Origin of the sequence: Geobacter sp. DSM 9736, assembly GCF_900187405.1 — a bacterium.
Lineage (GTDB): Bacteria > Desulfobacterota > Desulfuromonadia > Geobacterales > Geobacteraceae > DSM-9736.
The window spans coordinates 247150-260204 of the sequence record NZ_LT896716.1; the positions used below are offsets into that span (position 1 = coordinate 247150).

Genomic DNA, 13055 nt, shown 5'->3' on the forward strand with positions numbered 1-13055 from the left:
GAGTTCCACAAATCGTGTATACCATCTATGGTCATGGTCATGCCGGTGAGATGTTTTTCACCGGTCCAGGAGTCTCTCGTTGCCTAACCTTCTCGACGTACAGGGCCTTTCGGTCCACTTCAGGCTGTCCCGTGGCATACTCAAAGCCGTGGACAGGATCGACCTCTCGCTGCAGAGGGGGGAAACACTCGCCCTTGTGGGGGAATCGGGGTGCGGCAAAAGCATGACTGCCTACTCGCTCATGCGCCTCGTGCCTCCTCCGGGAGAGATTTCCGCGGGGAAGATACTGTTCGACGGTACCGATCTGCTGGGCCTTACGGAGGAAGAGATGCGCAGGCTGCGTGGAGACCGCCTCGCCATGATATTCCAGGAGCCCATGACCTCTCTCAATCCGGTTTTTACAATCGGAAAGCAGATTGCCGAAGGGTTGCGGCTGCATCGCGGCGTTTCAAGAAATGAGGCGCGGCAGGAAACGCTTAAACTTCTGACCCAGGTAGGCATTCCTTCAGCGGAACGTCGCCTGGATGACTACCCACACCAGTTGAGCGGAGGGATGCGCCAGCGGGTGATGATCGCCATGGCGCTCGCCTGCCGCCCGCAGCTTCTCATTGCGGATGAACCTACCACCGCACTTGACGTAACGATCCAGGCCCAGATCCTCGAATTGCTCGATCGCCTGAAAGAAGAGAGAGGCACGGCCCTGATTCTCATCACCCACGACCTGGGCATCGTCGCGGAGCACACGGACCGGACGGTGATCATGTACGCGGGCCGGATCATGGAATCGGCTCCCACCCGGGAGTTGTTTGAAAACCCGCTTCACCCCTACACCGAGGGGCTCCTCAATTCGCTGCCGCAAGCCGCGAAGCCGGGAGAGGCGCTGCGGACCATCCCGGGCCACGTGCCAGACCTTCTCGCCGGGCTTCCCGGCTGCGGGTTCTGCGACCGCTGCACTGACAGGCAATGGCTTTGCAGGGGGGAGGAACCACCCATGAAGGAGGTCAGCCCGGGCCACATGGTCCGCTGCTGGAAATTTGCATGAACCCTCTTCTGCAGCTTAATGACCTGCGAAAACATTTTTCCGTCCATTCCACCTTCGGAGCGCCTCAAGTTCTCAGGGCGGTGGATGGTGTGACCCTCTCACTGGGGGAAGGTGAAACTGTCGGCCTTGCCGGCGAGTCCGGGTGCGGAAAATCTACCGTGGCAAAAATCGCCATGGGGCTGGTGCCGCCGACTTCGGGCTCTGTTCTGTTTGAGGGAAAACCCCTTGCTGAAATGGGAAAGCGGGAGCTGGCTTCCTTCAGGAAAAGCACCCAGATGATTTTCCAGGACCCGTTTTCATCCCTTAATCCGCGCATGAGAGTCGGAGAAATCATCGGCGAGCCCCTCGCTATCCACGGAATCGCAGCCGGAGCAGCCCGGCACGAACGGGTTGTTCAGCTCATGGATAAGGTGGGGCTCCCGGCGGAGCATTACCGGAGGTATCCCCACGAGTTTTCAGGGGGGCAGCGCCAGAGGATAGGCATCGCACGCGCCCTTGCCGTGAATCCACGCCTGCTGATTGCAGATGAGCCCGTATCGGCCCTGGACCTTTCGATCCAGGCGCAGATTATCAATCTCCTGAAGGATCTGCAGGCGGAGCTCAGGCTGTCGTACCTTTTCATAGCTCACGATCTGTCGGTTGTCCGCCACGTGAGTGACCGGATCGCGATCATGTACCTCGGCAGGATTGTCGAGACGGCAGTAACGGATCAGCTCTTCTCCCGCTACCAGCATCCCTACACGGAAGCGCTCCTCTCCGCGGTGCCTCTTGTCGGTCGGGCAGCGCCCAAAAAGAGGATCATCCTGCAGGGGGAGCTCCCTTCACCGTTGTCGCCACCTTCCGGGTGTCCCTTCCACACACGCTGTCCGTATGTACAGCCCCCCATTTGCACCGAAATTCACCCTCCACTGGAAGAGAAAAAGCCGGGACACTTCGCAGCCTGCCATTTCAGCAACGACCTCTTTTAATCATTATAGGGTTGACAGCATTAGTGTTCTTGCATATAAGGCACTTAATAAGCTTATGTTGAAAAGGGAGAGACCCTATGGAATTCGAGAAGGAAAAGTATCTGGAAGGGGAGGCAGAGGTTCTGAAAGTGCTCGGGCATCCTATCAGACTCAAAATCGTTGCAGGACTCTGTGAACGTGAATGTAACGTAAAGCATATCTGGGAGTGCCTGGGGCTTCCTCAAGCCACAGTGTCCCAGCATCTGGCGCTTTTGAAGAACAAGCGGATCATAGAAGGGAAACGCGACGGAGTGGAAGTCCACTACACTGTCATCCATCCTCTGGCCCGTCGTATCGTAAACATCATTTCCTGACAACCCACAGGTACCATGCCGACGGCAGGATATGCCACCAGCGCCTTCCACTAACACCCGGTGGAGATATTAAAAAAACCCGCTGCTTCGCCCTAACACAGTGGTTTAACTGTGGTTAACGGAGAAAGGTCGTGTGCCGTACTGCGCTCTTTTTAGAAAGAGGACCGGAGTGCGAGGTGAAAGGCGACATCGGGGGATGTGCCGACAACGAGGATATCTTCCGAGACGCCGATATCCAGGGCTGTATTGCCGGTGATCCCGAAGGTCACCCCCCCCAGCCACTGAAGGGTGGTTATCCCCAGTTCGTGGAGGGAGCTGTTCCGGTAAAAAGGTGAATGGGCGTAGAACTGTGACTTCAGGACGAACCAGTCCACCGGGCTCCACCCCAGGCCGATGGAGCCGAAACCCGCCACCTGGCGCCGCATATGGGAAAGCACATCCCCTTTAGCGGTCACTACTCCTCCTGCCGCACCGAAAAGGCTGATACGTCCTTCACCGACGTCGTAGGTGTCGGAACCGGTTATCCAGAGGGCGCAGTCGGTTCCGCCACTGCCGTGAAGCATGGCGCTGTCGCCTGTCGGGAGCTTCAGTGCGGCTCTCAGCGCAATGGAGGATCGGGAGTCTTCCGGGTCATGGTACAGCTGGTATGCTGTCGTGAGCCTGAGGTCCCCCACTCCGTCGTTGGGTTCATCTACCTGGAAGAGCCGGGTGCCATTGCGGCTGTAGGTGTAGAGCAGCCGGTCCTTCGGTATCTCGTCACGACCATTCTGGGGGATTTTGAACAGGTCGTGAAAACTGGAGACGAAACCGTCCAGGAAACCACCAGTCTCGACGATCCATGGAAGGTCGAAACCCACCTCCCATCGGGGGGCAATGCCGTAACGGACTGCGAGGGTCGCGCGATAGGTTTCGCCGTCGAGCGTGATGTCTTCCGTGTCGGTCTTGTCGATTCCATGGTTGCTTGCCAGATCGGCTGCCACTAGTACGGACATTCGTCCCCGTCCTGCCAGCGTTCCCCCCTCTATGGCCGGCAGGCCGAAAATCTGTATCAAAGGACTTTGATTGAAGGTGTGGAAGGGGGTGATTTCTACCCCCCAGGATCTGCCGGGGGTCAGCAGCGTGAGGAGGGTGATCAGCAGCATGCATGCAGCAAGGCTGCCCAGGCACGACCTATAATTATATGAAATTAATGTGTGCATTAAGAAAAGCTAGCACATTGATGGCGAAAGTAAAGGAAGCTACCCCGGAGGCCTGAAATGCACGTTTACTCAACGGTCCTTCATCTGCACCTTCCCAGCACCTCGCTCAAAGGTAAAAGGGGGATCGTCAAGAGCATACTTGCCCGTGCGCGGAACAGATTCAATGTGGCCGCGGCGGAAGTGGATCTGCAGGATGTGCCGGGCTCTGCCCTGCTCGGCTTCGTTACCGTAACCGAGAGCCGTGCCGCAGGCCGTAGAATACTGGAGCAGCTGGAAGAGTGGGTGGTGGAGGAGCGTCCGGATGTGGATCTGGTCGGAGCGGACATAGAGGAGCGATGATCCCGCTCCTCCTTGCCTTTCCGAGAATCCGTGGTAACCTTGCAAGAATTACCAATTTTTATGGAGAAGGAGGAATCGATCACCATGACTTACACAGCCAAGGACTACAGCAAGCTTATAGGGATGAGCGGTTTCAGCGAGGCTCTTTTGAAGAACCATTTTACCCTTTATCAGGGGTACGTGACCAATACCAACAAGGTTCTCGAAACACTGGACAATCTGGTGAAGGAGGACAAGACGTCCACTCCGGAGTTTGCGGAACTTAAGCGCCGGTTCGGATGGGAATTCAACGGAATGCGCCTCCATGAGCTTTACTTCGAGAACCTCGGGGGGAACGGTCAGGTCAACAGGGAAGGACGGCTCGCCAGGAAAAAGATGGAAGACTTCGGCAGCATCGAAGCCTGGGAAAAGGATTTCCGCGGGGTTGCCGCCATGCGCGGCATTGGCTGGGCGATCCTTTATCAGGACAACGTGAGCGGGCGACTCTTCAATTTCTGGATCAACGAACATGACGCGGGGCATCCATCCGGCTGCACGCCGCTGCTCATCCTGGATGTTTTCGAGCACGCATTCATGCTGGATTACCAGCTTAAGCGGCCCGACTACATCCAGGCATTCTTCTCCAATGTGGATTGGGCGGCGGTGGAGGCGCGGCTAAAATAGGACGCCCCGGAACCGGGTGAAGCTCCCTTCCCCGTTTCGCGGAGGTATCCATGAAAGCCCTTTTCATCAGTGCGGACAACTTCGAGGACCTGGAGCTGTTCGTCCCGTACTACCGTCTCCTGGAGGCGGGGATCGACGTTGATCTCGCTTCCATGAAGACCGGAGCCATCAAGGGGAAACACGGCTACGAGATCAACGTGAGCAAGACTCTCGACGAGGTGCGTCCGGAGGATTATCAGATTCTCGTCCTTCCGGGGGGAAAAGCTCCGGAGGCCATAAGGAACGTACCGAGGGCGCAGGAGATTGCCCGGCATTTCATGCAGCGGGAAAAGCCGGTCGCGGCAATATGCCACGGTCCTCAAACCCTGATAAGCGCAGGGCTGCTGAAGGGGCGGCGCGCCACCTCCTATCAGTCGGTAGCGCCCGAGATGAGGGATGCAGGGGTCAGCTACGAAGACAGTGAGGTGGTTGTGGAAGGCAAACTTGTGACGTCCCGCCAACCGGAGGACCTGCCTGCTTTTACTCGTGAGATGATGAGGATGATCGGCAGGTGAAACTGTTTTACCGGTGCCGCAGAAACGGGTGACGGCCTTTGATCGGAATCATACGTATTGGAACGGGGGACAGAGTGGACAGCCTGTCCCCCTTTTTGCGCCCTGCTTTTTGAAGAAGGAATTGATTAGCCACTTCCCACACCCCCCCCTTAGATGATATGAATCAGAAACAAGCTGGATTACGTGGAAAAGAAGGGACGCATGGCAACGGACCTCAGCAGGCTTAAAATCGAGAAGCGGGCGCCGGAGACGGGCGCGCGAGGGCGAAGAAGGTGGCGGCTGCCTGCAGCGCTTGTGGGGGGTATCGCCATCGTTGCGGCCGCCCTGGCTCTCTTCCCCCGGAGCGTCGAAATAAGTACCGCAAGCGTTTCCCAGGTCTATCCCTCCCAGTCATTCACCCTTCTCAATGCCAGTGGATACGTGGTGGCTGACCGCAAGGCTGCAGTCGCCGCCAAGATAACCGGCCGGCTCGACTGGCTCGGAGTTGAAGAGGGCACCCGTGTTCGGGAGGGGCAGGTGCTTGCCCGCCTCGAGAACCTCGATACCCGGGCGGCCAGGGATCAGGCGGCCGCGAATCTTGCCGGCGCTTCCGCTTCCGTGGAGCAGGCCCTGGCCGAGATCGGCGACGCGAAGAGCGCCTTCGAGCGGCAGAAGGAACTGGTGGGGCAGGGAATAGTCGCCAAATCCGAGTTCGATGCAGCCGAAGCCCGATACCTGAAGGCTCAAGCTGCGCTGGAGGGGGCGCGTCACCAGGTCCGCTCGGCGCAGGCAGCGCTCAGGAATGCTCAGGTAAATCTGGATTACACCTTTATAAGAGCGCCCTTCGACGCAGTGGTGCTTACCAAGAATGCGGATGTCGGGGATATAGTGACTCCCATTGGAGCCGCGGCCAACGCCAAGGCGGCCGTAGTAACTATTGCCGACATGAATTCGCTGCAGGTGGAGGCTGACGTCTCCGAGGCGAATCTGGGGAAGGTGAGGTCCGGGCAGCCCTGCGAGATACAGCTGGACGCCTTTCCCGATTCGAGGTTTCGCGGCCGGGTCCACATGATCGTTCCCACCGCTGACAGATCCAAGGCAACGGTCATGGTGAAGGTCCGTTTCCTGGATCTGGACAGCCGGATACTCCCTGAAATGAGCGCAAAAGTGGCCTTTCTGCAGCGCGAGGTGAAGCCGGAGGAGAGTTCTCCGCGGCTCGCGGTAAACCCGGCTGCCGTGACCACCCGTGACGGACGCCAGGTTATTTTTGTCGTAAAGGATGGGAGGGTGTCGGCCGTTCCGGTAACCCTGGGGGGCAGGATCGGCGACATGGTGGAGGTGCGAAGCGGGTTGAAGGCGGGGGATAAAGTGGCTCTCAAGCCTCTCGGCGAGCTGAAGGACGGAAGCAAGGTAACGACTGCGGATAAATAGCATTCAGGGAGAGAAAAAACGAGTGGGAGAATCTTCACTTCCCCTGGTGGAAATCAAGAACCTAATCAAGTCGTACCGTCGGGGGGTGCAGACCATCCCGGTCCTGCAGGATATTTCTTTCGATATCGCCGAAGGAGAATTTCTCGCACTCATGGGACCTTCCGGCTCCGGCAAGAGCACGCTTCTAAATCTCATAGCAGGGATCGATAAGCCGGATAGCGGGGAAATCCGGGTTTCGGGTACGGACATCGTCCAGCTCGACGACACAGCGCTTGCCGGCTGGCGGGCCTCAAATGTCGGTTTCATTTTTCAGTTCTACAACCTGATGCCGGTTCTTACCGCGTTTGAGAATGTCGAACTACCATTGCTTCTTACGCATCTGTCGCGGCGGGAGCGGCGGGAGCATGTCGAGCTGGTGCTGGACGTGGTGGGGCTTGCCGACCGGATGGACCATTATCCGTCACAGCTTTCGGGGGGGCAGCAGCAGCGAGTGGCGGTCGCCCGTGCCATCGTCACCGATCCCGCGATCCTGGTTGCGGATGAACCTACGGGGGACCTGGACAGGGTTTCGGCAGAGGAGATACTCCAACTGATGGATCGCCTCGTGCGGGAATTCGGCAAGACGATCATCATGGTTACTCACGACCCGCGGGCGGCCGAAAAGGCCCACCTCATCCGCCATCTGGAGAAGGGGGTGCTGGCGGAGTGAGCGGCGCTGCCGCATCCGGCGTGAATCATGTTCCTCCTCAAGCTCATCATACGAAACGCCTTCCGTCACAGGCTCCGTTCCATGCTGACGATAGTCGGAGTAGCTATAGCGATCCTGGCCTTCGGGCTCCTGCGCACCCTGGTGGGGCTCTGGTACCTGGGGGTGGAGTCCTCCTCCGCGACTCGCCTCGTCACCCGAAACGCAATTTCCCTCGTATTCTCTCTCCCTATTTCGTACAAGGACCGGATCCGCCAGGTGGAGGGGGTCAAGCAGATTTCATGGGGTAATTGGTTCGGCGGCGTCTATATCGACGAGAAGAATTTCTTTCCGAATTTCGCCATAGAGCCGAGAAGCTACCTTGAGCTCTACCCGGAGTTCATGCTTTCTCCCGACCAGCGCAGTGCGTTCATCCTCGACAGGAAGGGTGCCGTGGCGGGGCGGAAGGTGGCCGCAAAGTACGGATGGAAGGTGGGGGATCAGATAACTTTGCGCGGCACCATCTTTCCCGGCCAGTGGTCCTTCACGCTAAGGGGAATATACAGAGGCGCCCAGAAAAGCACAGACGAGACGCAGTTCTTCTTCCACTGGGATTACCTTAACGAGACACTGAGGAAGACGGAACCGCGCAGAGCGGATCAGGCCGGTTTCTACATGATCGGGGTAACTCATCCCGACCTGGCAGCACAGGTTTCCACCGATGTCGATGCCATCTTCAAGAACTCCCTGGCGGAGACCCTGACCGAAACGGAACGTGCCTTCCAGATGGGGTTCGTTTCGATGACCGAAGCGATCATGATCGCCATACGGATCGTCTCCTACGTGGTAATCGTCATCATAATGGTGGTTGCGGCCAACACAATGGCGATGACGGCACGTGAGCGGCTGTCCGAGTATGCAACCATGAAGGCCTTGGGCTTCGGAGGCGGACACATCGCAGCCACGATATTCGGGGAGTCACTGGTAATCGCCACTCTCGGCGGAATTGCCGGAATAGCCCTGACTTTTCCTGCCGCTCACTGGATCGAGACGGAACTCGCCCAGTATTTTCCCGTTTTCACCATCAAGCCCTCAACCATTTGCTTCGACATGATCGCCGCCTGGACCGTGGGTATAGTCGCAGCTGTCTTCCCGACCTGGCGCGGTGCAACCATCCGTATCGCAGAGGGCTTCCGGAGGATCGGGTGACGGGAATCCCCTACTATTACAGCTTCCGCAACCTCTGGACACGGCGCCTGACCACGGGCCTCACCGCCGCGGGCATGGCCATGGTGGTGTTCGTCTTTGCTGCGACACTCATGCTCGCGGAGGGGCTCCGGAAGACTCTGGTGGACACAGGATCTCCAGACAACGTGGTGGCGATCAGAAAATCCTCCAATTCGGAGGTGCAGAGCGGAGTGGAAAGGCCGCAGGCGTCCATAGTGGAGAGCCTTTCGGACGTTGCGGTGGGGAGTGACGGGCAGCCCCTCGTAGCCAAGGAACTTGTGGTGCTCATCAACTTACCGAAGCGCGGAACTGGCAACCCGTCAAATGTGGTGATCCGAGGTGTTTCGGCTGCGTCTTTCCGGCTTCGCCCCCAGGTGAGGCTGGTAGACGGGCGGTTGCCGCGTCCTGGTTCTGCGGAAGTCATGGCCGGAGCCAGTATTGCGCGACGTTTTCAAGGAGGGGGGATAGGCGAGACACTTCGCTTCGGCATGCGTAACTGGCAGGTGGTTGGAGTATTCGACGCCGGCAATTCCGGGTTCAATTCGGAAATCTGGGGAGATGCCGATCAGCTCATGCAGGCATTCCGCCGGCCGATCTACTCGTCGGTTATCTTCAAGATGCGGGATCCGTCCCGCTTCGACCTGATCAAGGCCGTCATAGAAGGTGACCCACGGCTCACCCTAGAGGCCAAGCGGGAGACGCAGTTCTACGCGGACCAGTCCGAAGCCATGGCCAAATTCCTGCGGATTCTCGGTATTACCCTCACTATAATTTTTTCACTAGGAGCGGTGATCGGTGCGATGATTACCATGTATGCCGCCGTGGCGAACCGCATAACGGAGATCGGCACCCTGCGTGCGCTGGGGTTCCGCAGGGGAAGCATCCTGGCGGCTTTTATTCTCGAATCCCTGCTGCTTGGTTTCATCGGGGGTGTCATTGGGGTGATCGGCGCATCCTTCATGCAGCTCATCACCATTTCCACCATGAACTGGCAGACTTTTGCGGAGCTTGCCTTCTCCTTCGCCCTGACGTTCGACATCATCTGGAAGTCCCTTCTTTTTTCAATGGTCATGGGTCTCGTCGGGGGAGTGCTCCCCGCCTTCAGGGCGGCGCGGCTGGCCATTGTCGACGCCCTTCGCGCTACATGAACAACAATATGGCATGTTGGAACCGTGCAGAGTTGGACGTAATGAAAAACTGTTTGCTTTTTTGCCCTCTTTCTTATACATTGGCTGCCTTCCGAAAGCCCCTGATCCCCTCCGTAAGGTTTTTTCAGATTGTCCACCAAGAAAACAGTCACAGAGCTCAGGCAGGAAATAGACGCCATCGATGATGCGTTTCTCGACCTGCTCAACCGCCGGGCCGAACTGGTCGTGGAGGTAGGACGGCTGAAGCGGGACGAACAGCGGGATTTTCACGTCCCGAGCCGCGAGCGGGAGATCTACGAACGGTTGACTGCGCGAAATGCGGGGCCCTTCCCCAACGAGTCGCTGCGAAGTGTGTTCCGCGAGATCATTTCGGCTTCTTTGGCTCTCGAGGAACCGATGAAGGTTGCGTTCTTCGGGCCCAAGGCTACCTTTACCCACATGGCTGCCAAGCAGGTATTCGGTCTTTCCGCCGAACTGATTCCCCAGAAATCAATACCGTCCGTCTTCGAAGAGGTTGAGAAAGGAAAGGCGCTTTACGGCGTAGTTCCGGTGGAAAATTCCACCGAGGGCATGGTGTCGCACACGCTCGACATGTTCATGGAGAGTGAGCTCAAGATCAATGCCGAAGTCATGCTGGAAATACATCACTTTCTCCTTTCCCGTACCGGCCGCTTCGAAGATGTAAAGAAGGTGTATTCCCACCCCCAGCCGATCGCCCAGTGCCGGGAGTGGCTTAGAGAGAACCTGCCAAGTGTCCCTGTGGTCGATGTTGCTTCCACTGCGGTGGCCGCGCAGATTGCCAGCGAGGATTACACGGCAGCTGCCATTGCCAGCGAAATAGCTTCGACGATGTACGATCTCAGGATTGTACGGGAGCGGATCGAGGACCAGGTAAACAACTTCACCCGCTTCCTCGTCATTGGGAAGAAGCTTGCAGAGGGAAGCGGCGACGACAAGACATCGCTCATGTTTTCGGTTAAGGACGAGGTCGGCATTCTCTACCGGATGCTGGAGCCGTTCGCCAAGCGTGGAATCAACCTTTCCAAAATAGAATCACGCCCCCTCAAGAAGAAGGCGTGGGAGTATATCTTCTACCTTGATCTCATGGGGCACATATCCGAGCCGAAAGTCGCAGAGGCGGTCCAGGAACTGAAGGACTGTTGCCAATTCGTCAAGCTACTCGGTTCCTACCCCCGCGCCAAGTAGTGCATTACACCAGGGCATCTACGGTTGGATGCGTTGCCCGACCACTTTGACCATTGATAGGAGGAACGATGCCGCTCATTCGTCGGCTGGCAGTCATCGGCGTCGGCCTCATAGGCGGCTCGCTCGCGCGCATACTGCGGGAGAAGGGTGAGGTTGAGGAGATCGTTGGCATCGGCCGCGGTGAATCCAACCTGCAACGGGGGGTGGAGCTGGGGGTGATCGACCGCTATTGTCTCGATCCGGTGGAAGGAGTAGCCGGAGCGGACATGGTTTTTCTAGCCACTCCTGTCAGCACCATTTTCCCCCTTACTGCGTCGATTGCGCCCGTTCTCGATCCCGGGTGCATAGTCACCGACGGGGGGAGCGTGAAGGAGGAGATCGTACGGCAGTGCGAGTCGGTGATGCAGTCGGGCACCTTCTTCGTCGGGGGGCATCCCATCGCAGGAACCGAACACTCAGGCGTCGAGGCTTCTTTTGCGACGCTCTATCAGGGGAAGCGGTGCATCATAACGCCTACGCCTTCGACCGATCCTTCCGCCCTTGAGAAGGTCGGCAGAATGTGGGAAATAGCAGGGAGCAGCGTCGTTCTCATGGATCCGGTGAAGCATGACCGGGTGGTGGGGGCCATTTCCCACCTTCCGCACATGGTGGCCTATGCACTTGTGAACGCAGTCGGCGGCTATGACCGGTTCGAGGAAAGCATACTCAGCTATTCCGCCGGGGGGTTCAGGGACTTCACCCGCATCGCTTCATCCGACCCGGTGATGTGGCGTGACATCGCCGTTGCCAACCGAGAGAGTATAATCGAGATGATGGACCTCTTCGCCAGGTACTTTGCTGACCTCCGCGAGATGGTAGAAAAGGGTGACGGACAGGGGCTGCAGGAATTCTTCGCCCGTTCCAAGCACCAGCGGGATGCGATTCTCTGAGCTGCTGGTCTAGCACATGGGGTCTGATTTTACAGGAGTTCACGTGGAGTATACGGTACAACCGGCGAAAGCAGTGAAAGGCGAAATGGTGGTGCCGGGGGATAAATCGATATCCCACCGCTCCATCATGCTGGGGTCCCTTGCCGAAGGTCAAACCAGGGTTACCGGCTTTCTTCGTGGCGAGGACAATCTCGCCACCCTCAACGCCTTCCGTGCAATGGGGATCGACATCACCGACGATGGTACTACGCTTCGCATCTCCGGTAAGGGACTGCGCGGGTTGAGCGAGCCGACGGATGTTCTCGACTGCGGCAACTCCGGTACGTCCATGCGGCTTATGGCCGGACTCCTGGCGGGCCAGTCATTTTTTTCCGTTCTGACTGGAGACCAGTATTTGCGCCGTCGGCCGATGAAGCGTGTAATCGAGCCGCTGGCACGGATGGGGGGGACTATTTTCGGTCGCTCCGGAGGCGACAGGGCACCGCTTGCAATCGTCGGACGGCCCCTTGCCGGTATCAGCCATCATTCCGCCGTTGCGAGCGCGCAGGTCAAGTCCGCCCTGATGCTGGCCGGGCTGTACGCAGAGGGTGAGACTACAATAACCGAGCCTCACCTCTCCCGGGACCATTCGGAGCGCATGTTCCGGTATTTCGGTGCCGACGTGGCATCTTTCACGGGAGGGGTGACGGTGCGCGGGGGGCGAGAGCTTCAGGGACGGGACATCATAGTCCCAGGGGACATATCTTCGGCGGCTTTCTTCATCGTTGCCGCCCTCATCGTTCCCGGCTCGGAGCTGCTCATTCGGGGTGTCGGCGTGAATCCGACGCGTACCGGCATACTGGACATCCTTACCGCAATGGGGGGAGACATACAGCTCCTCGACTGCCGTGACCTGTCGGGAGAGCCGGTGGCGGATATCCTGGTCAGGGCTTCTCGGTTGCGGGGTGTCGAGATAGGGGGGGATGTGGTCCCTCGTGCGATTGATGAATTTCCTGTGATCTGCGTTGCCGCCGCTCTCGCCGACGGCCAGACCACGTTGAGAGACGCTCATGAGCTGCGTGTCAAGGAGACGGACCGAATCACCGCCATGGCGAAGAACCTTTGCCGTGCGGGGGTTGCTATCGCCGAGACTCCCGACGGCATGGTGATCGAAGGCGCAGGACGAATCGACGGGTGCAGGGCGGAGAGTTTCGGTGACCACCGGATAGCCATGTCGATGCTCGTGGCCGGGCTTGCGGCAAGCGGAGAAGTCACCGTGGACGACGTTGAGTGCATCGGAACCTCTTTTCCAGATTTCATTCCTTTACTACAGAAGGTTGCCAACTCGTGAGA

At 58.1% G+C, this 13055-nt stretch carries 14 protein-coding genes; 13 read left to right on the forward strand and 1 reads right to left on the reverse strand.

The genetic code is table 11. From position 1 onward, the window contains the following. Positions 1 to 79: 79 nt before the first annotated feature. The 3 genes from CFB04_RS01115 (at position 80) to CFB04_RS01125 (ending at position 2363) form a co-directional block, all read left to right on the forward strand. Positions 80 to 1042, forward strand: a complete 963-nt coding sequence (locus CFB04_RS01115; protein ID WP_088533551.1) for an ABC transporter ATP-binding protein — start codon at positions 80 to 82, stop codon at positions 1040 to 1042. Next, positions 1039 to 2010, forward strand: a complete 972-nt coding sequence (locus CFB04_RS01120; RefSeq protein ID WP_088533552.1) for an ABC transporter ATP-binding protein — start codon at positions 1039 to 1041, stop codon at positions 2008 to 2010. The genes CFB04_RS01115 and CFB04_RS01120 overlap by 4 nt, the downstream gene beginning before the upstream one ends. A 77-nt stretch (positions 2011 to 2087) precedes the next feature. After that, on the forward strand, positions 2088 to 2363 hold the full coding sequence (locus CFB04_RS01125) for a helix-turn-helix transcriptional regulator (protein WP_088533553.1): 276 nt from the start codon (positions 2088 to 2090) through the stop codon (positions 2361 to 2363). A gap of 152 nt (positions 2364 to 2515) precedes the next feature. Here the strand turns inward: CFB04_RS01125 and CFB04_RS01130 are convergent, their stop codons facing one another. Continuing rightward, a complete protein-coding gene (locus tag CFB04_RS01130; RefSeq protein ID WP_157698682.1) occupies positions 2516 to 3505 on the reverse strand; it encodes a DUF3187 family protein in 990 nt (329 codons plus the stop codon). Between the two features lie 114 nt (positions 3506 to 3619). Between CFB04_RS01130 and CFB04_RS01135 the strand changes: the two genes are divergently transcribed. The 10 genes from CFB04_RS01135 to aroA all read left to right on the forward strand — a co-directional run bounded on the left by CFB04_RS01135 (position 3620) and on the right by aroA (position 13053). Next, positions 3620 to 3901, forward strand: coding sequence for a DUF503 domain-containing protein (locus CFB04_RS01135; protein ID WP_088533555.1), 282 nt, complete (start codon positions 3620 to 3622; stop codon positions 3899 to 3901). An 84-nt stretch (positions 3902 to 3985) separates the two neighbouring features. Beyond that, positions 3986 to 4564: a superoxide dismutase gene (locus tag CFB04_RS01140; protein WP_088536660.1), complete on the forward strand. Its 579-nt coding sequence runs from the start codon at positions 3986 to 3988 to the stop codon at positions 4562 to 4564. A 50-nt stretch (positions 4565 to 4614) separates the two neighbouring features. Further along, positions 4615 to 5118: a type 1 glutamine amidotransferase domain-containing protein gene (locus CFB04_RS01145; RefSeq protein ID WP_088533556.1), complete on the forward strand. Its 504-nt coding sequence runs from the start codon at positions 4615 to 4617 to the stop codon at positions 5116 to 5118. 201 nt (positions 5119 to 5319) lie between these two features. After that, entirely contained in the window at positions 5320 to 6528 is a 1209-nt protein-coding gene (locus CFB04_RS01150; RefSeq protein ID WP_088533557.1) for an efflux RND transporter periplasmic adaptor subunit, read from the forward strand. 22 nt (positions 6529 to 6550) lie between these two features. Continuing rightward, entirely contained in the window at positions 6551 to 7237 is a 687-nt protein-coding gene (locus CFB04_RS01155; protein ID WP_088533558.1) for an ABC transporter ATP-binding protein, read from the forward strand. Positions 7238 to 7264: 27 nt separating this feature from the next. After that, entirely contained in the window at positions 7265 to 8422 is a 1158-nt protein-coding gene (locus tag CFB04_RS01160) for an ABC transporter permease (RefSeq protein ID WP_088533559.1), read from the forward strand. Then, positions 8419 to 9588: an ABC transporter permease gene (locus CFB04_RS01165; protein ID WP_231934307.1), complete on the forward strand. Its 1170-nt coding sequence runs from the start codon at positions 8419 to 8421 to the stop codon at positions 9586 to 9588. Before CFB04_RS01160 ends, CFB04_RS01165 begins: the two co-directional genes overlap by 4 nt. 129 nt (positions 9589 to 9717) lie before the next feature. After that, a complete protein-coding gene (gene pheA, locus CFB04_RS01170; protein WP_088533560.1) occupies positions 9718 to 10794 on the forward strand; it encodes a prephenate dehydratase in 1077 nt (358 codons plus the stop codon). A 68-nt stretch (positions 10795 to 10862) separates the two neighbouring features. Then, positions 10863 to 11723 carry a prephenate dehydrogenase/arogenate dehydrogenase family protein gene (locus CFB04_RS01175; RefSeq protein ID WP_088533561.1) on the forward strand — a complete coding sequence of 287 codons (861 nt, stop codon included), beginning with the start codon at positions 10863 to 10865 and terminating at the stop codon, positions 11721 to 11723. Between the two features lie 43 nt (positions 11724 to 11766). Continuing rightward, positions 11767 to 13053, forward strand: coding sequence for a 3-phosphoshikimate 1-carboxyvinyltransferase (aroA, locus tag CFB04_RS01180; RefSeq protein WP_255396956.1), 1287 nt, complete (start codon positions 11767 to 11769; stop codon positions 13051 to 13053). Positions 13054 to 13055: the final 2 nt, after the last annotated feature.

Coding starts and splice junctions, on each gene's coding strand:
- CFB04_RS01125 (WP_088533553.1), top strand. CDS start 2,088: ATGGAATTCGAGAAGGAAAAGTATCTGGAAGGGGAGGCAGAGGTTCTG.
- CFB04_RS01145 (WP_088533556.1), top strand. CDS start 4,615: ATGAAAGCCCTTTTCATCAGTGCGGACAACTTCGAGGACCTGGAGCTG.
- CFB04_RS01120 (WP_088533552.1), top strand. CDS start 1,039: ATGAACCCTCTTCTGCAGCTTAATGACCTGCGAAAACATTTTTCCGTC.
- CFB04_RS01135 (WP_088533555.1), top strand. CDS start 3,620: ATGCACGTTTACTCAACGGTCCTTCATCTGCACCTTCCCAGCACCTCG.
- CFB04_RS01160 (WP_088533559.1), top strand. CDS start 7,265: ATGTTCCTCCTCAAGCTCATCATACGAAACGCCTTCCGTCACAGGCTC.
- CFB04_RS01150 (WP_088533557.1), top strand. CDS start 5,320: ATGGCAACGGACCTCAGCAGGCTTAAAATCGAGAAGCGGGCGCCGGAG.
- CFB04_RS01175 (WP_088533561.1), top strand. CDS start 10,863: ATGCCGCTCATTCGTCGGCTGGCAGTCATCGGCGTCGGCCTCATAGGC.
- CFB04_RS01140 (WP_088536660.1), top strand. CDS start 3,986: ATGACTTACACAGCCAAGGACTACAGCAAGCTTATAGGGATGAGCGGT.
- CFB04_RS01130 (WP_157698682.1), bottom strand. CDS start 3,505: ATGCTGCTGATCACCCTCCTCACGCTGCTGACCCCCGGCAGATCCTGG.